This is a genomic window from Nocardia sp. NPDC058497, assembly GCF_042720195.1.
Lineage (GTDB): Bacteria > Actinomycetota > Actinomycetes > Mycobacteriales > Mycobacteriaceae > Nocardia.
Genome location: NZ_JBHXMY010000014.1, coordinates 6,269 through 27,254, shown reverse-complemented (window position 1 = coordinate 27,254; position 20,986 = coordinate 6,269). Strand labels below are relative to the sequence as shown.

General features: G+C 68.3%; 10 protein-coding genes and 1 tRNA gene. 1 reads left to right on the top strand and 10 read right to left on the bottom strand.

The genetic code is table 11. The features are described from left to right. The 7 genes from ACFWPJ_RS02220 to ACFWPJ_RS02190 all read right to left on the bottom strand — a co-directional run. A partial coding sequence (locus ACFWPJ_RS02220) for a type I polyketide synthase (protein WP_378846036.1) occupies positions 1-10,739 on the bottom strand: 10,739 nt, incomplete at its 3' end. A 1,256-nt stretch (positions 10,740-11,995) separates the two neighbouring features. Beyond that, the gene (locus ACFWPJ_RS02215; protein WP_378846034.1) at positions 11,996-14,419 is read right to left on the bottom strand and encodes a serine/threonine-protein kinase; all 2,424 of its coding nucleotides are present in this window, start codon (positions 14,417-14,419) and stop codon (positions 11,996-11,998) included. A gap of 165 nt (positions 14,420-14,584) precedes the next feature. Next, entirely contained in the window at positions 14,585-14,794 is a 210-nt protein-coding gene (locus tag ACFWPJ_RS02210) for a lipase family protein (protein WP_378846032.1), read from the bottom strand. Then, positions 14,752-15,744, bottom strand: coding sequence for a lipase family protein (locus ACFWPJ_RS02205; protein WP_378846030.1), 993 nt, complete (start codon positions 15,742-15,744; stop codon positions 14,752-14,754). The genes ACFWPJ_RS02210 and ACFWPJ_RS02205 overlap by 43 nt, the downstream gene beginning before the upstream one ends. A gap of 236 nt (positions 15,745-15,980) precedes the next feature. Beyond that, positions 15,981-16,235, bottom strand: a complete 255-nt coding sequence (locus ACFWPJ_RS02200) for a Txe/YoeB family addiction module toxin (RefSeq protein WP_378846028.1) — start codon at positions 16,233-16,235, stop codon at positions 15,981-15,983. Continuing rightward, positions 16,232-16,489 carry a type II toxin-antitoxin system Phd/YefM family antitoxin gene (locus tag ACFWPJ_RS02195; protein ID WP_378846026.1) on the bottom strand — a complete coding sequence of 86 codons (258 nt, stop codon included), beginning with the start codon at positions 16,487-16,489 and terminating at the stop codon, positions 16,232-16,234. Before ACFWPJ_RS02195 ends, ACFWPJ_RS02200 begins: the two co-directional genes overlap by 4 nt. Before the next feature lie 137 nt (positions 16,490-16,626). Continuing rightward, a tRNA-Asn gene (locus ACFWPJ_RS02190) sits at positions 16,627-16,699 on the bottom strand. 211 nt (positions 16,700-16,910) lie between these two features. Between ACFWPJ_RS02190 and ACFWPJ_RS02185 the strand changes: the two genes are divergently transcribed. After that, complete coding sequence (locus ACFWPJ_RS02185) at positions 16,911-17,171, top strand: hypothetical protein (protein ID WP_189033106.1); 261 nt, start codon at positions 16,911-16,913, stop codon at positions 17,169-17,171. Between the two features lies 1 nt (position 17,172). On the opposite strand, the gene dnaG is transcribed toward ACFWPJ_RS02185, so the two are convergent. From dnaG to ACFWPJ_RS02170, 3 genes are all read right to left on the bottom strand, one after another. Then, positions 17,173-19,095 carry a DNA primase gene (dnaG, locus tag ACFWPJ_RS02180; RefSeq protein ID WP_378846024.1) on the bottom strand — a complete coding sequence of 641 codons (1,923 nt, stop codon included), beginning with the start codon at positions 19,093-19,095 and terminating at the stop codon, positions 17,173-17,175. 25 nt (positions 19,096-19,120) lie between these two features. Beyond that, positions 19,121-20,374 (bottom strand): deoxyguanosinetriphosphate triphosphohydrolase, encoded by a 1,254-nt coding sequence (locus ACFWPJ_RS02175; RefSeq protein ID WP_378846022.1) that lies wholly within the window; start codon positions 20,372-20,374, stop codon positions 19,121-19,123. 6 nt (positions 20,375-20,380) lie between these two features. Further along, on the bottom strand, positions 20,381-20,986 hold a 606-nt coding region (locus ACFWPJ_RS02170; RefSeq protein ID WP_378846021.1), incomplete at its 5' end, for a YdcF family protein.

Here is a 20,986-nt window from a genome sequence, read left to right as displayed (position 1 = left end):
TCCGCGGGCAGCGTGTGCCGCGTCATCGCCGCCAACACCGCGTCGGGTCCGACTTCAAGGAACCGGCGCACGCCCGTGGTCACGAGCGTCTCGACACCGGGCGCGAAACGCACCGCGGCGCGCACCTGCGACACCCAGTAACCCGGATCCAGGATCTCGTCACCAGCTGTCTCACCGGAAACGGTGGACACCAAGGGAATCCGTGGCGCATGGAAAGTCGCTCCCGCGACCACGGTCTCGAACTCGGCCAGCATCGGTTCCATCCGAGGGGAATGGAACGCATGCGACACCCGCAACCGGCTCGTCTTGCGCCCCTGCTCGGTGAACCGCCGATCGATCTCGCCGATGACATCCCCGTCACCCGACACCACCACGGCCGCAGGCGCATTCACCGCTGCCACCGACACCCGATCACCGAATCCGGCGATCGCCGCGCCGACCTCGGTCTCGGTTGCGGCGACCGCGAGCATCGCGCCGCCCTCCGGCAGCGCCTCCATCAGCCGGCCTCGCGCCGCGACCAGCGCGCAGGCGTCTTCCAGTGACCACACACCGGCCACATACGCCGCGGCCAGTTCGCCGATCGAATGCCCGATCACCACGTCCGGGACGATCCCGAACGACTCCAGCAGCCGATACAGCGCCACTTCGAACGCGAACAGCGCGGGCTGGGTCAACCGTGTCCGATCCAGAATCCCGGTCTCCGCGGCCACGCCCTGATCGTCGATCAGGTGCCCGGTGAACATCGCCTGCTTCAGCGAACAACCCAGCAGCGGATCGAACTCGGCGCACACCTCGTCCAGCACCGCGGCGAATATTGGGAAGGCCTCGGCGAGACCCGCGCCCATACCGACCCGCTGCGCGCCCTGACCGGTGAACAGGAAGGCGGTCTTCCCGGAGCCGGCCATGCCGGAAACCACTCCGGCCGAGGAAGATCCGGCGGCGAGCGTCGCCAGCCGCGCCAGCAGTCCGTCGCGATCACCGCCCACGATCACCGCCCGGGACTCGTGCTGCGTCCGTGTCGTGGCGAGCAGATGCGCCACCTCCACCGGATCGGCGTCGGGGTGATCGACCAGCCACTGCTGCAGTTTCGCGGCCTGTGCTCGCAGGGCGGTCTCATTCTTGGCCGATACCAGCCATGGCACGACCGTGCGCGGATGGTCGATAGCCGGTCGCGAGACGACCGACCGCGGGGCGGGCGCTTCCTCGAGGATCGCGTGCGCGTTGGTGCCGCTGACACCGAACGACGACACACCCGCCCGGCGGACCCGCCCACCGGCAGGCCAGGGCCTGGCCTCGGTCAACAGCTCGACATCGCCCGCGGACCAGTCCACATGCGGGCTCAGCTCGTCCGCGTGCAGCGTCTTGGGCAGGGTTTCGTGTCGCAGCGCCTGCACCATCTTGATCACGCCACCGACACCGGCCGCGGCCACGGTGTGCCCGATATTCGATTTGATCGATCCGATGCGCAGCGGCTCCCGGTCCCCACGCTCCTGCCCATAGGCGGCGATCAACGCGTTGGCTTCGATGGGATCACCGAGGGGAGTGCCGGTCCCGTGCGCTTCCACCGCGTCCACGTCGGCGGGTGTGAGCCCGGCATTGGCGAGAGCCTGCGCGATCACTCGCTCCTGCGACGGACCGTTCGGCGCTGTCAGGCCATTGCTCGCACCGTCCTGATTCACCGCGCTGCCCCGGACGACGGCCAGGATGTCGTGACCGAGCCGCTGCGCGTCCGACAGCCGCTCCAAGACCAGGACGCCCACGCCTTCGGCGAAGGCAACACCGTCGGCCGCCGCGGAGAACGCCTTGCAGCGGCCATCCGGCGACAGGCCGCGTTGCCGCGCGAAATCCACGGAGAGGTACGGGGTCGCCGCCACGGTGACGCCGCCCGCCAAGGCCAGCGACGTTTCGCCCTGACGCAATGCCTGACACGCCAAGTGCAAGGACACCAGGGACGACGAGCACGCGGTATCGATCGTGACCGCCGGTCCCTCGAGGCCGAACACGTAGGCGACGCGGCCGGAGACGACACTGTGGGTGGTGCCGGTCAGCCGGTACCCCTCGAGGTCGCCGGTGACACGGTCGACATACCCCGAGGCGCACGCGCCCGCGAAGACGCCGGTATCGCTGCCGCGCAACGTGACCGGGTCGATCCCGGAGTGCTCCAATGCCTCCCAGGACGCTTCGAGCAGCAACCGCTGCTGCGGATCCATCGCCAGGGCTTCGCGCGGGCTGATTCCGAAGAATCCGGCGTCGAAGTCACCGGCGTCATCGAGGAATCCGCCGCCGCGGCTGTAGACCGTCCCCGGTGTGTCCGGATCCTGGTCGATCAGCTGCTCGAGATCCCAGCCGCGATCGTTCGGGAATTCCGTGGTGGCATCGGTACCCGACCGCACCAGATCCCACAGCTGCTCCGGGGTTGCGACGCCGCCGGGGAACCGGCAGCTCATGCCGACGATCGCGATGGGCTCGTCCACGCGTCCGCGACGCGACACCCGGGCAGTCCTGGAACCGGACTCCGTTCCCGCGATCTTGGCGTGCAGGAGGGTGGCGACCGCCGCGGCGGTGGGGTGGTCGAAGACCAGGGTGGACGGCAGCTGAACACCGGTGGCCTCGGACAGCCGGTTGCGGAATTCGACGCCGCCGAGCGAGTCGAATCCCAGTGCGTCGAATCGCTGGTCGGGACCGATGTCCTCGGCGGAACCGTGGCCGAGCACGGCCGCCGCGTGCTCCCTGACCAGGTCCAGCACCACCTCGGCGCGTCGAGCCTCCGGTACCCGGCTCAGCCGGGTGCCCAGCGAACTCGACGCGGCCGCGGTCGGAGCTGTGGTGCGGGGCAGGAAGCCGCGCAGTACCGCGGGCACCGCACCCTCGCGCGCTTCGCGCCGCAGCGCCGCCGGGTCGAACCCGATCGCTGCCAGGTGTGCGGCGGCCCGGCCGGTGGCCGCGTCGAACAGGCGGAGACCTTCGTCGTTGCCGAGCGGGTGCAGACCGAGCCTTTCCCAGCGGACGAGGGCACTGCGGTCCAAGCCACCGGTCATACCGGCGGCGGAATTCCAGGGCCCCCAGGCCAGCGCGATCGCGGGCAGCCCGGCGGCTCGCCGGCGGTGTGCCAGCGCGTCGAGGAACGCGTTGGCCGCCGCGTAGTTACCCTGGCCCGCCGTCCCGATCGTTGCCGCGACGGACGAGAACAGCACGAAGGCCGACAGGTCACGGTCGCGAGTGAGCTCGTGCAGGTGCCACGCGGCGGCGGCCTTCGAGTCGAAGACTCGCCGCAGCTGCCCGGCCGTCATGCCCGCGAGGGTGCCGTCGTCGAGGACGCCCGCCGCATGGACGACACCGGTCAGCGGATGATCGGCCTCGATCGAATCCAGGAGTGCACGCAGGGCTTCGCGATCGCCGACATCGCAGGCCGCCACCCGGACGACAGCGCCTGCTTCCGACAGCTCGGACACCAGATCCGCTACACCGTCGGCAGTTTCACCTCGCCTGGACGCCAGCAGCAGGCGGCGAACTCCGTGTGCGGAGACCAGATGACGAGCCACGAGTGCGCCGAGGCCGCCGGTACCGCCGGTGATCAGTACGGTGCCGACGCCAAAAGGTGACGGGTGGGCCTTTTCCGGTTCGGCATCGTGCTCGGCTCGCGCTCGCGCCAGTCTGGGCACGAGCAGCGCGCCCGCGCGCACCGCGGCCTGCTCTTCGCCCGCCGCGATCACCGCGCCGACCAGCGTCGGGTCAGCCATGGGCGCGGCCGACGGGTCGGCGTCGAGGAGGACGAACCGGCCCGGATATTCGGTGTGGGCGCTGCGCAGCAGGCCCCAGACGGCCGCCGCGGCGAGATCCGGCGCCTCGCCGGTCAGCGCGGCACCGTTCGTGGTCAGCACGACCAGGCGAGTGTCGGCCAGACGGTCTTCGGCCAGCCAGGCCCGCACCGTCGCCAACACTGTTTCCAGGTGACCGCGAACGGCCGCCGGATCGTCGGCGCCGACCTCCGGTTGCCAGAGCACGATATCCGGAATCACCGGTGCCGCAGCCAGTTCGGATGGGTTCGGATAGCAGATGTCGATGCTGGCGACCGGCGCCGTTCCGAGTACGGCCATCCGGTTCGCGGGCACACTCGGTATCGCTGCCGCCGCGGGCGTCCACTGGACGTCGTAGAGGTCGGCGTCATCCCCGGCAAGGGTGCCGCGCATCTGCTTCACGTCGTACGGCCGCATGACGACCGCGTCGACGGAGACCACGGGCCGCCCCGCATCGTCGACGGTCGCGACGGAGATCGTCTCCGGGCCGGTCGCCACGGCGATGACCCGCAGCGTCGTGGCCTTGACGAGCGGCTGGTGTAGTCGCGCCCCGCCCCAGCGGAACAGCAACCGGCCGGTGTCCGGATCGCTGTCCTGATCGTGCCAGACGAGTCCGGCCAGCCCGGCGTGCATCACCAGGTCGAGCAGAGCCGGATGCAGATCGAACCGCTCCGGTTCGGGCGCGGCAGCGGTATTCAGGGTGATCTCGGAGTAGACGGTCCCACCCCGCTGCCATGCGGCGTCGACACCAAGGAACGCCGGACCGTATTCGAGTCCGGATCCCTGGGCGATCTGCTCGGGAATCCATGCCGTGTCCAGAGTTTCGGCGTCGACCGGCGGCCATGCCTCGTCCCGCAGCCGGTCCAGTAGAGCGTCGTCGCCATCCCAGGAAGGAGCCAGTACACCGCTGGCGTTGCGCACCCATTCGCCCGCTCGGCGACCCGACTTCCGGAAATAGAAACCGAACTGCCGTCGCCCGGCCCGGTCCGGCTCCCCCACGGACACCTGGAGTTCGACCTCGTCGTCCTCCGACGGAAGGATCGGAGCCTCCAGGGTCAGCTCTTCGACGACGCCGCAATCGATTCTGCTGCCCGCGACGAGCAGGAACTCGACGAGGGTCGCGCTCGGCAGTACCACGGTGCCGTAGGTCATATGGTCGGCGACCCACGGGTCGGTCGGCAGCGAGAACCGGCCGGTGAAGACGAACTCGTCCTTACCGGCCACCGGCACCACACCGGTGAGCAACGGGTGGCCGAGGGTGTCGCCGGTGGCTTCGGGACGCGGCGGCAGCCAGAATCGCTGGTGCTGGAAGGCGTACGTGGGCAAAGGGACTCGTCGCATCGCCCGGCGCGGAAACAGTGGCGTCCAATCCACGCGCACACCGGATGTGTGCGCGTGCGCAAGCATCGTCGAGAACTGCCGGGGCTCATCATGATCCCGCCGCGCGGCCGCGGTCACCACCGACTCCGCGCCCTCCGGCAGGGTCTGCCGGGTCAGCGCCGCCAGCACCGCGTCGGGCCCCACTTCCAGGAATCGACGGACACCCGAGGCGAGCAATGTCTCGATACCCGGCGCGAATCGCACCGCGGCCCGCACTTGCCGAACCCAGTAGGCGGGTTCGGTCATCTCGTCCCCGGCCAGCTGACCGGACACATTCGATACCACCGGCAGGCGCAGCCGGTGGTACGTCAAGTCCTGTGCGACAGCCTCGAATTCGGCCAGCATCGGCTCGATCCGATGCGAGTGGAAGGCGTGGCTGACCCGCAGTCGCGACGTCTTCGCGCCGCGCTCGGCGAACAGGGGCCCGATCTCGGCGATCGCGTCCTCGTCACCCGAAATCACCAGGGCCGCAGGCGCGTTCACCGCAGCGACCGACAGCCGGCCGGGATACCTGGCGACGACATCGTGCACTTCGGTTTCGGACGCCGCGACGGCCAGCATCGCGCCGCCCTCGGGCAACGCACCCATGAGACGGCCGCGCGCCGCCACCAACCGGCAGGCATCCTCGAGCGACCACAGGCCCGCGAGGTAGGCGGCCGCGACTTCGCCGATCGAATGGCCGATCAACACGTCCGGGGTGACACCGAACGACTCCAGCAGGCGATACAGCGCCACCTCGAAGGCGAACAGCGCGGGCTGGGTGAACTCCGTCCGATCCAGCACCGTGGCACCCGTACCGCCGACGGCGCCGCTGAACATGACCTGCTTCAGCGAGCACTCCAGCACCGGATCGAACTGGGCGCACACCGCGTCCAACGCGTCGGCGAACACCGGGAACGCCTCGGACAACCCGGCGCCCATACCGACCCGCTGCGCACCCTGGCCGGTGCACAAGAACGCCGTCTTCCCCGTACCGACGGCGCCCGCGACGACACCGGTGCCGGTCCCCGATTCGGCGAGATTCGCCAACTGCCCGAGCAACTCGTCGCGATCGCGACCGAGTATCACACTCCGCGAATCCAGCTGCGCCCGTGACGTCGCCAGCGCAGGGGCCGCATCCGCGATGTCGATCTCCGGTCGCTCCGACAACCACGCACGCAGCCGGGCGGCCTGCGCGCGCAGTCCCGCCTCGCCCTTACCCGACACCAGCAACGGGATCAGCGGCACGGTGATGCTCGACGGCTGCCCCGCGTCGTCGTCGCTGTCGCCCTCGGCAGCCGCTACCGGCGCGGCAGGTGCTTCTTCGAGGATCACGTGCGCATTGGTGCCGCTGATTCCGAACGACGACACACCCGCCCGGCGCACGCGCTCAGCCGTGGTCCACGGTTCGGCTTCAGTCAGCAGACGCACGGCACCCGAAGCCCAATCTACGTGCGGTGACGGCGAATCGACGTGCAACGTTCGCGGCAACCGCTCGTGCCGCATCGCCTGAACCATCTTGATCACACCGGCGACGCCCGCGGCGGCGACGGCATGGCCGATGTTCGATTTCAGCGAGCCGAACCGCAACGGCTCCCGATCGCCGCGATCCTGTCCGTAGGCAGCGATCAAAGCCTGTGCCTCGATCGGATCGCCCAGAGCCGTGCCGGTACCGTGCGCCTCCACGGCGTCCACATCGGCCGCCGAGATCCCCGCACTGGCGAGGGCCTGCGCGATCACCCGCTCCTGCGACGGACCGTTCGGCGCGGTCAGACCGTTGCTCGCGCCGTCCTGGTTCACCGCACTACCGCGAACGACGGCCAGAATATTGTGGCCGAGCCGCTGAGCGTCCGAAAGCCGTTCGAGCACAAGAACACCCGAACCCTCCGACCACGCCACGCCGTCGGCGGCCGCCGAGAACGCCTTGCAACGACCGTCCGGTGCCAGGCCGCGCTGCCGGGAGAAGTCCACGTAGAGATACGGACTCGCCGCGACGGTCACACCACCGGCGAGAACGAGCGAGCTGTCGCCCTGGCGCAGCGCCTGACACGCCAGGTGCAACGCCACCAGCGACGACGAGCACGCCGTATCCACCGTGACCGCCGGACCTTCCAGGCCGAACACGTAGGCGACACGACCCGAGATGACGCTGTGCGACGTGCCGGTCAGCCGGAATCCCTCCAGGTCACCGGTCACCCGGCCGGAGTATCCCGACGAGCAGGCACCGGCGAAGACGCCGGTATCACTGCCCCGCAACGACGTCGGGTCGATGCCCGCGTCCTCCAGGGCTTCCCATGCCGTTTCGAGCAACAGCCGCTGCTGCGGATCCATCGCCAGCGCTTCCCGAGGGCTGATGCCGAAGAAGCTCGGATCGAAATCGCCTGCGGTGCCGAGGAATCCGCCATGGCGCGAGTAGACCTTGCCCGGTTTGTCGGGGTCCGGGTCGAACAGCCGGTTCAGGTCCCAGCCGCGGTCGGTCGGGAATTCGCCGATCACATCGCGGCCCGCGGCCACCAGGTCCCACAGATCCTCGGCGGACCGCACACCGCCCGGGAATCGGGCGCTCATGCCGACGATCGCGATCGGTTCGTCCGAAGTCATCCGCCGCGATACCCGCCGCTGCCCACGGTCGGTCCCCGTGGCCCTCGCCCCCAGCAGCGCCGCGACCGCGGTCGCGGTCGGGTGGTCGAAGATGAGCGTCTTCGGCAGCGGCACACCGGTGGCCCGCATCAGCCGGTTCTGCAACTCCACGCCACTGACGGAGTCGAACCCGAGCTCGGTGAACGGCAGGTCGGGGTGAATTGATCGGGCCGACTCGTGGCCTAGTACGGCAGCGACATGCTCGCGCACGATATCGAGAACGACTGTGTCGCGCTGATATTCGGGGACTGCCAGTAGTTCGAGTGCCAACGGGCCGTTGTCCCAAGTTCCGGTCTGCTCGCCGCCCTCGGAAATTCCGCCCTCGGAAACATGGTTCTCGGCCGCGGCAACGACAACACCGGAAGTGACCGACACACCAGGCAAGAAATTACGACGCTGAAACACGTATGGCGGCAGGTCGACTCGCGTCCCACCGGAGACCAACGCGTGCGGATCCACCTGCACACCGGCGCAATGGGCCTGTGCCAGCGACGCCATGAACTGTTCCCGGCCGCCCGCACCCCGCCGCAACGACCCGACAACAGATACCCCATCGGCCGCACCGGCCGCCTCGGCGGTGACGCCGATACCCATCGTGAGCACCGGATGCGGACTCGCCTCGATGAATCCGGTGACGCCTTCCCCGATCAGCGCCGTGACAGCATCGGCGAATCGAACCGGCTCCCGCAACGACCGATACCAGTATTCGGCATCCAGTTTCGCCGTATCCAGCCGGTCGGCGAAGACGGTGGAGAAGAACGGCACCGAACCGGATTGTGGGCGGATCGGCGCCAGTTCCCCGAGCAGCCGATCACGCAGCCGCTCGACCACCTTCGAATGCGACGCGTAATCGACCGGAATCCGGCGGGCCCACACGCCATCTCGGGCACAGTCGGCGAGAAACGCCTCCATCGCCGCGACATCACCGGCTATCACGCTCTGCGCCGGTCCATTCACCGCCGCCAACGACAGCCGATCCCCAAACGCCGACAATCGTTCCCGGACCGCATCGGCGCCGAGTCCGATCGAGGCCATACCGCCCTGTCCGGCCAGCTCATCGGCGACCGCCCGCGACCGCAGAGCCACCACACGCGCCGCATCGGACAGCGACAGTCCACCGGCAACGCAGGCGGCGGCGATCTCGCCCTGGGAGTGGCCGATCACCACGTCCGGCCGCACCCCGGCCGCCCGCCACATCCGGGCCAGTGAGACCATCACCGCGAACAGCACCGGCTGCACGACATCCACGCGATCCAGCGAGGGCGCGGTATCTTCGCGGCGCAGCACCGCCGTCAGCGACCAGTCCACGTGCGGCGCGAGCGCCGCTTCGCATTCCGCGATCGACTCCGCGAACACCCCGCCGGAATCCAACAGCCCCAGCGCCATGCCCTCCCACTGGCTGCCCTGCCCCGGGAAGACGAACGCGATCCGCCGCTGCTCAGCCCGCGCGGTGGCCGGCTCGACGGCCACGGCGGGCGCGGTCGGGTCGGCAAGGGCCGCCAAGCCGGCCAGCAACTCCGCTCGATCCCGCCCGACGACACCGCCGCGCCACTCCATGTGGGCTCTGGTGGTCAGCAGAGAATGCGCCACATCGACCACATCCAGCTCCGGACGACGCAGCAGCCACTCTCGTAACCGAGCCGCTTGCGCACGCACGCCACCCTCGCTGCGGGCCGACACCACCCACGGCACCGCACCGCCCGCGCCGTCGCCCGTGGACGTGGTGGACGAGACGGCGGGCGCCTCCTCCACGATCACGTGGGCATTCGATCCCCCCATACCGAACGACGACACACCGGCCCTGCGCACATCGGCCGCGGGCCAGTGCTCTGAACCCGTCACTACCCGTAGACCCAGGTCCTCGAGCGGAATTCGCGGATTCGGTGTCTCGAAGTTCAGGCTGGCCACCAGTTCCCGGTGACTCAGCGAGAGCACGGTCTTGATCAGGCCCGCGATACCGCAAGCGCCTTCCAGATGCCCGATATTCGTCTTGACCGATCCGACAGCCAGCGGCGCGTCCCGGCGCATGCCGTAGGTTTCGCCGAGCGCGGCGGCCTCCACCGGATCACCGGCGGGTGTCCCGGTGCCGTGCAATTCGACGTACTGCACCGACGGCGCCTCGACACCTGCCGCGGTCAGAGCGTCACGGATCGCCGCTGCCTGGGCGTCCCGGCTCGGGGCGCTCAGCACTCGGCGTTCGTTGCCGGTGTTGACCGCGCTGCCGCGGATGACGGCATGGATCCGGTCGCCGTCGGCGAGCGCCCGCGCCAGTGGTTTGAGCACCACCACGCCGCCACCCTCGCCGCGCACGAACCCGTCGGCCCGCGCATCGAAGGTGTGGCACGCGCCGAGCGCCGACTGCGCGCCGAACTGCTCGATACGCTCACCACTCGTCGGCGACAGAATCAGGTTCAGCCCGCCGGCCATGGCCACGTCGCTCTCGCCGCTGCGCAGGCTCTCACAGGCGAGATGCACCGCGACCAGCGAAGATGCCTGGGCGCTATCGATGACGATGCTCGGGCCGCCGAAACCGAAATAGTTCGAGACCCGGTTGGCGATGATGCCGCGTCCGACACCCCACAGCGAGTGGCGACTGACGCCCGGGCCGCCTTGGGAGGCAATGATTTCGGCGAAATCGCCACCGGTGCAGCCGAGGAACACCCCACACCGCCGGGCATCGCGGGCAGTCTGCGCCAGGCCCGCGTCCTCCAGCGCCTCCCAGCTCAACTCCAGCGCCAGCAGCTGCTGCGGATCGATGGACCGCGCCTCGTTGGGCGAGACACCGAAGAAGTCCGCGTCGAACTGCCCTGCGGTGTCGACGAATCCGGCCCGCTCGGTGATGTGCTCCCGGGCCGGCGGCGCTGCGCCGATCGCAGCGCGCCCCTCCCTGAGCAGCTGCCAGAAACTGTCGAGATCGGCCGCGCCCGGCATTCTGCAGGACATGCCAACGATAGCGACAGCAAAGGCCGATCGGGTCACCTCTGAACATCCTTCCTCAGTGCACGCTGTGACCCCCCGTCACCATAAATTCGATTTCTGAACAGACGATTCTTGATTAGCCATAACGGATTTCGACGCGGTCGAGGCCACAGCACAATGCCCACGGCGATGTGCAGGCCAGGCTCAAGACTGGACCGAGCAGCGCCGCCGGGCTCAGTAGAGCAATTGATCAGCGAGCGACGCTGAAAACCGAAGCGCTACGGGAGCGTGCCAGGCGATCGAGGCGCGCGTAAGAGGGAGTAGTACCCGAACAAGGTGCGTCCGCACTACCTACGCTACGGGGACGTGGTTTGACACAATGATCCCTCTCGGATTCTCGTACGACAGCACAGGATTCATGGTTACCGAACAGTATTTGCACGATCTCGAGCTTGTCAACCGTCCAGTAGCACCACGCCGGCAACCCCGACCGAGGGACCAGCGGCAGGTCCGATCGAGCCGCGATCAGGGGTCCATGCCCCCTTCGCAACGCCGCCGGAGGGCATCGCCGCAGCGAAGCCCTCCGGGGTCCATGCTCCCGGGGCGGATCGCTAGTGTTGCATACTTGACCGATCGGTCGCAATAGCCCTAGTGTCTCGAAATGTGCCGCGCACCAAGGAATTCGCCCCCGATGCGGTGCTGGACCGCGCACGTCGGCCAGGCGGGCAGCCCGGCTACGGGCCGACCTAGACAGGAGGTTGTCGACACGCTGGTCACGCCGGACTCGTCACGTCCGGCTGTTCGAATCGCTTGTGCGCGTGGGGAAACCGCACTGACCCCCGCCCGAGCGCAGGAGGACATCCAGCCTTGCCGACACAGTAGGGCATCGCCCTCGACGGCTTCCGTCCACGCGGTGGGACGCTATCGCACCGACCCACGTCTCGCGCTCGGCTCGTGCCCGGGCACCGTTGAACGGGTACCGCGATGATGACGCGCCATGCGGTCAGTACCCGCTCCGTCTCGACCTGCTCGGCTCGGCGCGCATCAGACGGGGAACATCCCATCCTCGACGCGCCCGCCGAGGGCACGAATCTGCGGCGTTCAACCTTGTCAGATACGCGTTTCCCGATGGTGTGGAACGAGGTGGTCATGGCAGGCAAGTAAGGGGATCGCGTCGGTGCAGAGCAATGCTGCCGGCGCGGCTGTCGTGGACCTCACCGAGGCTGGCAAGTAGCTTCCAAGCAGATTGAGCACTGGTGCGCCGCGCATCACGTGTGCGCTCACAGTCGACTGGCAGCGTTCGGCTCCCGCTGTCCGCCGACCGGATCCACAACACGTCGCAGCGCCCTCAGATCGGCCTCGATCGCCCGGAACAGCACGTAGACGACGATGAAGGCAATGGTCGCGCCGACGCACAGCACCCGCACGGCCAGGAGCACCAACGGAATGTCGTCCGACGGAAGCAAGGTCACCCCGGCAATCGCCAGCAGCGGCACCGCCGCCGCCACCGCGAGATACACGGTGCAGCGGCGGCCGAGTCGGCGCAGGTGCAGCGCATCGACCGCCGTGATGTCGCCGTGCGGGAGGAACACCGGATAGATACAGCGCACCATGTAGAACGTCAACAGGAAGGACGGGTAGGCCACCGCCATCGCACCGCAGACCAGCACTCCGCCCAGGACATGCAGGATCTCCTGTCCGGTGAGCTCTTTGGTCGTGAAGTGCATCGCGAGCGGGAAAATGATCGTCGACAGGCCCCACAGCGAACACACCACCAGCACAGCACGATCGCCGAACAACAGGGCATCCGATCGTGCCCGGGCCAGCACCCATGGGTCGTATTCCCGGCCTAGGCGCAGGCCGCGCGAGGCGATGAGCAGATACCGCGACATGTACAGCATCAGTGCGATGCCCAACGGGTAGAACACCGCGTTCGTCAGGGCTGCGGCGATCCACCACATGTGCTGCGCCGGAAGGCTCAGCCGTTCGACGAGCAACGTCCGGTTGTATTCGATGTTGTACGCCGATGCGAGCGCGTTCGGGACGCCCACGGCCAGAAACACCACCGGTATCAGCCACGGCCGCAGTCGTAGCCGCCAGCTGGACGGCGGCGGGTCGACCAGGTCGCGGGCGCGCTCGTCCAGGCACACTTCCAGCTGCTGGGCCAGTTCAGCACCACCAGCCCACCGCCGGTCACGCTCGGGCGCCAGGCACATCAGCAGCACCCGGCGCAGCCCCGCCGGGCAGTCGGGCGGAATCCGCTCCAGCGCGCCCGGATCCACCCCGGCGCGACGGCGCTGCACCATGTCCGCCAGCGTGGCGGCATCGCTGTGTTCACCCGTGGTGGTGTCGTCGAATGGCTTGGCGCCGGTGAGAAGTTCCCACAGCACAACACCGAGCGAATAGATGTCCGCGCGGGTGTCGAGATCGTCGACGGACCGGCAGTAGCCGGGGTGGCACACCTCCAGCTGTTCGGGCGCCATGTACGACAGTGTGCCGCCGAAGTAGGCGACCGGGTTGGCCTCGTCGAGGTCGCGGCTGAAACTGACGTTGAAATCGGCGAGCTTCGGCACGGCCTCCGCGGTGAGCAGCACATTGGCCGGTTTGACGTCACGGTGCAGCACGCCGTGCGCGTCCGCGTAGGCCAGCGCCTCGGCTAGCCTGCGCCCGAGCCAGGCAACGGTTTCCGGCCAAGACAACCTCGCGATCTCCGCGCGCACGGTGGAATCGGTCGGCCGGATCTCGGCCTTCTCCGCCATCGCGGCGTCGACCGCGTCCAGCAGCAGCTGTCCGCTGCGCTGGTCCGGTGGGGTGGCCCGCACCCGATGTAACACGCCCAGCAGGGTGCCACCGGGCAGGAATTGCATATACAGCAGCCGCAGCCGACGCTCACCGGGCTCCCTGTCCAGGTCGGGCTCGTCCAGCAGCCGCTGATCGAAGACTCGCACGATGTAGTCGTGGTCGAGCTGGGCCAGGGTCTGCGGTTCGGTGCCGCGGTCGGCGGAGATCTTCACCGCGACCAGCCGCTGCATCGAGCGCTGCCGGGCCAGGAACACCCGCGCGAACGCACCGCTGCCCAGCGCCGTGAGCAGGTCGAAATCATCGATGCGATCGCCGATCACGATACGGTCCAGGCCGGTGGCCTGGGTCCCGGTCGTGCCGTGGGCGGTGCGGGGGTCGGCGGCAGTGCGGGTCGCATCCCCCGGCGAGGTGATCGAATCGACAGAGGTCGCGGCGGTAAGTTCCGGGTCGCCGCGCCGGGTGCTGTGGTCCTCGTCGTCGGCGTTGAGCAGCTCGCGCAGCTGCACCGCCTGCTCGGGGTACTCCCGCAGATATTCACCCGGATCCACGCGTTCGCCGCTGTGGCGGCGGATCACGAACTCGTCGTACACCAGACCGGCCGGAATTCGATCCCGCGTCAGCTCGGGAAATTCGGAACAGTATTCGCGCAGCCGCTTGGGCCTGGGTGTGGCCGCGGCGGGTTCGTCGGGGCGGGTCGCGGCCGGTCGGCGCAGCCACCGATGCCGCAGGTCGATCCGGATCAGTTCGATCAGCGCATCCAGGCGTGCGCCCGGCAGGTAGTCGGCGATGAGCGGCGGCTGGACATCGGCTTCCCACGCGGCGGCGAAAGCAGCCACGGCGCCGAATTCGATTCCCGCCGTCGGTCGCCCGAACCCATTCCCGGAGTCGGAACTGTAGCTCATGTCTGCACCTATCGAGCCGGACCACGCCTCCTCGGTCGGTGGGTCAGGAGGACACCACCACACCCGGCACCATCATCCCCCGAGCGACGCTGACAACCCTCGGCGCCCACGTCGGATCGGAGTTTCCGCCCCGTCAGGAGCTTGCACAGCGAGTCCTGTCGCCGTTCAGCAGGTGCTTGCCGCCGGCTTCGCGGCGAATCGGTCGGCCAGATAGGTCAGGGCCGTCGGTAGTCCCACCATGGCTTCGGTGCCGTGCTCGCCGAACGAATGCTCGACTCGCTGCACCGGAATCCCAGCGGCGCAGTATTTTCCGGCCAGCGCCCGCGCCGCGTCTACGGGCGCGAATTCGTCAGCGACCGCGTGGTAGACCAGCACGGGCACGCCGGGTGCGCCCGGGCGGAACAAAGGACTGGCCATCCGCACCACCTCGCTCGATTCGGTGTTGTTCGTGATCGATCCAGGCCAGGCTTCCAGCGCCGCCGCATCGAGAAGGGATACGCGAGAGCGGCGTCGAGCAGGCAATCGGCCTGGCTTGCGGCCAACATCCTGCGGCCGGATTCGTTGAGGTACTGAGCCACATCGGCTTCCGGATAGGACCGGTTCAACCCCACCAGGCCGACCACAGCGCCCCCACCGGCGACTCCACCGCTGAAACCGGACATGGTGGCCTCCAGGTCAGCGACCACCCCGCCCAGTGCCACACCTGTCACCAGTGCCACACCTGTCAATGGAAGATCCGGGGCGTAGGTGCTGTGCGCTTGCGCGGCGATAGCGGTGGCCTGCGCCCCGCCGGAGTATCCCCACATGCCGATCGGCGCCGCGGGGTCGACAGCCGCCGGCGCGAACGCTCTGGCAGCGCGAATACCGTCCAGCACGCCGTGGACATACCCGTCGGCACCGAACAAATCGGAGTCAGGCCCCTGATAGTCCGGTACGACCAGGGCCCAACCTTGTTGCAGTGCAATCCGAATCATGCCGGTCTCGGAATACGCGTTGCTCGGGACGCCGTCGATCCCACCGCGCAGCGCGTAGGAGGGTGCGCATTTCGCGCCGACACCGTCTTCGGCGACCTGGTACGACAGGAGCGGACGCGGACCGTCTCTAGTCCATTCTCCCTGCGGTACGAGAACTGTCGCGATGTAGGCGCGGGGTGTCCCATGATTGTCGATCGTCTTGTACTGCACCTGCCACGCGTCCGCGGGCAGCGGCTGCAGGAACGACTCCGGTTCGATCGCCCGGGACGCGAGCACCGTCCCGTTGGGTAGGTCCGCGAGACCGACAGGCTCGGCGTAGAACGAATCCTGTTCCGGCAGCGGCACTGCCATAGCCCAACCCGCGCACGCCGCTACCAGCGCAAACACCGCACCGACTACCGCCGCCCGCAATGTCGCGATCTCCATTGCCCGCATCGCACACTCCCCACCCCGAGAACCTGTTCTAGTTCGTGCCCGCGAGCGTAGTGCACCGGCGCGAGCACGTCACCGTGCGGTCCGCGGCGGTCAGGCGATGGCGCCCTGATCACGCAGCGCGGTAACCCTGCGCCAGCACGGTGATCGGGAGTTCAGTAGTGGTACCTAGCCTGCACGACCGTGACAGTCTCCCCCGAGACCGAATAGACCAGCCTGTGTTCACTGTCTATGCGACGTGACCAATAACCCGACTTGTCGCCTCGCAGCGGCTCAGGCTTGCCGAGGCCGTTGAAGGGATCGCGGGCGATGTCGTCGATCAGGCGATTGATGCGGATTGCGACCTTTCGGTCGGTACTGACCCAATGTGTGTAATCTTCCCAAGCAACCTTGACGAAGACGACTCTCATCGGTCCCCTTCGGGCTGGAACTCCACAACATCCCCCGACTCCGCTTGCGCGATACCCTGCGCCAACCTGGCCGCGTTGGCAGGGGAACGCAGCAGGTACAGCGTTTCCTGCATCGAGTTGAATTCGTCCTCACTCAGCAGGACGGCGTTGCCCTTCTTGCTGGTGATGTGGATCGCGGTGCGGTCGTTGTTGACCTCTTCGATGAGCGGGAACAGCTTGTTCCGCGCTTCGCTGGCGGACACGGTATCTGTCATCGGATTCCCATCCTTGTACGAGATACTTGTACTGTACCACTTTTCCGTACAACTTGACATGCCGAAACAGCCACGGCCACAACAAAAAAGAGGCTCTCACCCGCGCGAACGTTCGTAGGTGAGAACCTCTTCTACTGCTCCCCCATCTGGACTCGAACCAGAAACCTGCCGATTAACAGTCGGCTGCTCTGCCAATTGAGCTATAGGGGATTGCCCTGAGCCGTTAGACTCAGGCGGTCTGCCTTGGCGGGCTGACCGAGATGAAACTTTAGCGCATGGCATCGCAGGTTCCCAAATCGGGCCGCTACCTGCGGACATGCGGCGTATAACGATGTGTCGTCAACGGGTGGCCGGATCGACACGGGTGGGGCGGCTGGGGCAGGATGGAGCCCGCACACAGACGTGGGAGGAGCTCCAGGAGATGCTGCGGTTGATCATCGGCGTAGCGGCCGGATATGTGCTGGGCACCAAGGCCGGGCGCGCGCGCTACGAGCAGATCAGTGCGGCGACGCGGGCGGTCACGGGGAGTCCGGTGACGAAGAAGCTGGTGTCGGTGGGCCGGCAGAAGCTGTCGGACAAGTTGAGCACGCAGCCGAAGCTGGAGCCTATGGAGCCGATCGACGAGCGCACCACGGTGCTGATCCCGCACGACCAGCTGCGCAACAACCAGCTGCGCCGCTGACTCAGGCGCCCGCCGCGTAGCCCTCGTTGCCCATCGCCTGGGCGGCGAGGCTCTTGCGGTACTGCTCCAGCGCCACCAGATCGCCGAACAGGGCCATGTAGGTGTCGGGCTCCTCGCTGGCCGACAGTCGCTGCAGCTTCGATTTCAGCTCGGCGATCTGACGGCCCACCCAGGCTTCCTGGGTGCGCGCGAGGATGCCGGTGATGAAGCGCGGGATGTCGTTCTGGGAGCGCACCGGCAGCTGCTCGTTGGCCAGTTCGGAGACCAGGGCGCGGATCATCAGGTCGTCGGTGTGGTCGGAGACGGCGGCCACCCATTCGGCGCCGCTGAGCCCGGCAGCGGTGCCACCCGCCTTCGCGATCATGATCCGCATCGTGATGTAGGCGGGGTGGGTGAACGCGGCGGTGTCGATCGCGTCGAAGGACGCGCCCGCGATACCGGGGTATTGCAGTGCGGCACTGAGGGATTGGCGCTGGGCGAACAGCACCGGGTCGTTCGGGGCTGGCCGGACCGAGGAGCTCTCCTCGACGCGGGGCGCGGGAATCGCCGCGGCACCGGACTTTCCGGTAGCAGGCGTGGCGCCCATCCGGTTCTTCTTGGCTTCCTCGCCCACCCGGCGCACGACGAGCTGGATGTCGTCCCAGCCGACCCAGCCTGCCAGTTTGGTGGCGTACCCCTTGCGGGTCGCGTTGTCCTTGATCTGGGCCACCACGGGCACCGTGCGGCGCAATGCCTCGACACGGCCCTCGACGTCGTCGAGGTTGTGTTCGGCCAGCAGACCGCGAATCACGAACTCGTAGAGCGGGGTTCGGCGCGCGACCAGATCGCGGACGGCGGAGTCGCCGGAGTGCTGACGGAGCTCGCACGGGTCCTGACCGTCGGGAGCGACGGCGATGTAGGTCTGGCCCGCGAGTCTCTGATCACCGCTGAAGGCTTTCAAGGCGGCGGCCTGACCGGCCGCGTCACCGTCGAAGGTGTAGATGATCTCGCCGCGCCAGAAGTTGTCGTCCATCAGCAGCCTGCGCAGCACCTGCAGGTGCTCCTCGCCGAAGGCGGTGCCGCAGGAGGCGACGGCGGTCTTCACCCCGGCCAGGTGCATGGCCATCACGTCGGTGTAGCCCTCGACGACGACGGCCTGGTGGCCCCTGGAGATCTCGCGCTTGGCGTGGTCGAGCCCGAACAGCACCTGAGACTTCTTGTACAGCAACGTCTCCGGCGTGTTCACATACTTGCCGGGCATGGTGTCGTCGTCGAAGAGCTTGCGCGCGCCGAACCCGATCACCTCACCACCAAGGTTGCGGATCGGCCACAGCAGCCGACGATGGAACCGGTCGATCGGCCCGCGCTTGCCCTGCTTGGACAGCCCGGCCGCTTCCAGCTCCTTGAACTCGAAACCCTTGCGCTGCAGGTGTTTGGTGAGCACGTCCCAGCCGCCGGGCGCGTAGCCGCAGCCGAACTGCTGGGCGGCGGCGCCGTCGAAGTTGCGGTCGGTCAGGTACTTGCGGGCCGTCTCGGCTTCGGGTTCGCGCAGCTGCGCCACGTAGAACTCGTGCGCGGCGGCATTGGCGGCGACCAGCCGGGAGCGGGTGCCGCGGTCGCGCTGGACCGAGGTGCCGCCGCCCTCGTAGTTGATCTGGTAGCCGATGCGGTCGGCCATCTGCTCGACGGCCTCGACGAAACCGATGTGCTCGATCTGCTGCAGGAACTTGTAGACGTCACCGCCCTCGCCACAGCCGAAGCAGTGGAACAGGCCGTGGTTGGGCCGCACGTGGAACGAGGGCGACTTCTCGTCGTGGAACGGGCACAGGCCCTTGATCGAGTCGGCGCCGGCGCGCTTGAGCGCGACGTACTCGCCCACTACATCTTCGATCCGGACACGTTCACGGATCGCCGCGATATCGCGATCTGGGATTCGTCCGGCCACAGTGAGTGAGTCTAGTCGGGTCGGCTCAGCGGCAGTCCAGCGAGGCGGCGACGCGCTCGAAGCGGCTCTCGGTGTAGGAGGCGATCTGGTCGATCACCACGCGCACGCGGGCGGTGTCGTCGGTGGCGGCGTTCCACCAGGGCAGCATCTGGTCGTCGAGGTGGGCGGGCGCGGTGGTGAGCAGGCGGTCGGCGACGGCCTGCACCCGCTCGCGCTGGGTCTGCTGGCGGGCCAGGTGGCCGCGGTCGGAGCGCACGTAGCGCAGGGCGACCGTCTTGAGGACGGCCACCTCGGCGGCCACGATCGGCGGCACGATCAGATCGGACTCGTAGCGCGTCAGCGGGCCGGGTCCGTGGTGATCCTGGGTGGCGGCGATCGCGGCCGTCGCGAACCGGCCGACCAGCTCGCTGGTGAGCCGCTTCAACGCGACCGAGGCGGCGAAGGTGCCGTCGTAGTTCACCGCGTCGGCCACCACGTCGAGTTCGGACAGGCGCTGGGCGGCGGCGGCGAGCGCGTCGATCGACTGGTCGGGGTGCTGGCCGTGGCCCTGCTCGGCGAGGGCGGCCTGTTCGCTCGGGTCGGCCAGGGCGCGCAGGTCGATCCGGCCGACGATCACGCCGTCCTCCACGTCGTGCACCGAGTAGGCGACGTCGTCGGACCAGTCCATGATCTGGCATTCCAGGCTCTGTTTGCGGTCGGGCGCGTCCTTGCGGACCCAGGCCAGGCGTTCGAGGTCGTCCTCGTAGGCGCCGAACTTGGTGCCGGAACCGCTTCTGCCCCAGGGGTATTTGAGCGTCGCGTCCAAGGCTGCGCGTGTCAGGTTGAGCCCGGCGCTCTCCCCCGCCGGGTCGAGGACCTTCGGTTCGAGGCGGGTCAGGATGCGCAGGTTCTGCGCGTTGCCCTCGAAACCGCCGTATTCGTCGGCGAATTCGTCGAGGGCGCGTTCGCCGTTGTGGCCGTAGGGCGGGTGGCCGATGTCGTGGGCGAGGCCGGCCAGGTCGACGAGGTCCGGGTCGGCGCCGAGACCGTCGGCGATGCTGCGGCCGATCTGGGCGACCTCGAGCGAATGGGTGAGGCGGGTGCGCGGGGTGTCGCCCTCGCGCGGGCCCATGACCTGGGTCTTGTCGGCGAGGCGGCGCAGGGCCGCGGAATGCAGGACGCGGGCCCGGTCGCGGGAGAACTCACTGCGGTGGCCCTTGCCCGCGGCGCCCGGCCAGGCGGTCTTGCCCGGCTCGTGGACCATCCGTTCCCGGTCGTGCGGGATGTAGCTGTCGGTCATCGAATCTCACTGTCCCGCCGTGTAAGAGAAGTCTGCCGAGAAATGGGTGAGCTGGTACCAGAGCAGCGCGCCGGTCTCGCGGGCGATGCCGTGGAACTGCGACTCCCTGGTGTAGACCGCCGGTCCGGTGCGGGTCGGCGCGGTCCACGCGGCCAGTCCGGCGTCGCGAGCCATCGTCCTGGTCCGCAGTGAATGCCACGGATCGCTGACGAGTACGGCCGATGACAATCCCCGCGCCTGCATCTCGGTCGCCACCGCTTCGACGCTGCGCAGGGTGTCCGATCCGGTCTCCACCGCGAGGATGTCCTCGCTCGGCACGCCCTTGTCCTCGAGGTACCACTTGCCCGAGGCGGCCTCGGTGTAGAGGTCGCCCTCCTGCTTGCCGCCGACGGTGATCACCCGCGGCGCCACGCCCGCCTCGTAGAGCCGCCACGCCTGGTACAGCCGCGCCTCGAACACCGACGACGGCGTGCCCGAGTACTGCGCGGCGCCGAGCACCACGATCGCGTCGGCGTTGGTGTAGTCGTCGATCCGCGCGACCTGCCACACCCGGACAGCCGTCCCGGCGACCAGTACCAGCGCCATCAGTACCGCCCCCGCGATCAACCGGCC

Excerpts from the sequence above, each read along its gene's own strand:
- ACFWPJ_RS02205 (WP_378846030.1), bottom strand. The coding sequence starts at position 15,744 with ATGGCAGTGCCGCTGCCGGAACAGGATTCGTTCTACGCCGAGCCTGTC.
- ACFWPJ_RS02175 (WP_378846022.1), bottom strand. The coding sequence starts at position 20,374 with ATGACCGACAGCTACATCCCGCACGACCGGGAACGGATGGTCCACGAG.
- ACFWPJ_RS02215 (WP_378846034.1), bottom strand. The coding sequence starts at position 14,419 with ATGAGCTACAGTTCCGACTCCGGGAATGGGTTCGGGCGACCGACGGCG.
- ACFWPJ_RS02200 (WP_378846028.1), bottom strand. The coding sequence starts at position 16,235 with ATGAGAGTCGTCTTCGTCAAGGTTGCTTGGGAAGATTACACACATTGG.
- ACFWPJ_RS02185 (WP_189033106.1), top strand. The coding sequence starts at position 16,911 with ATGCTGCGGTTGATCATCGGCGTAGCGGCCGGATATGTGCTGGGCACC.
- ACFWPJ_RS02195 (WP_378846026.1), bottom strand. The coding sequence starts at position 16,489 with ATGACAGATACCGTGTCCGCCAGCGAAGCGCGGAACAAGCTGTTCCCG.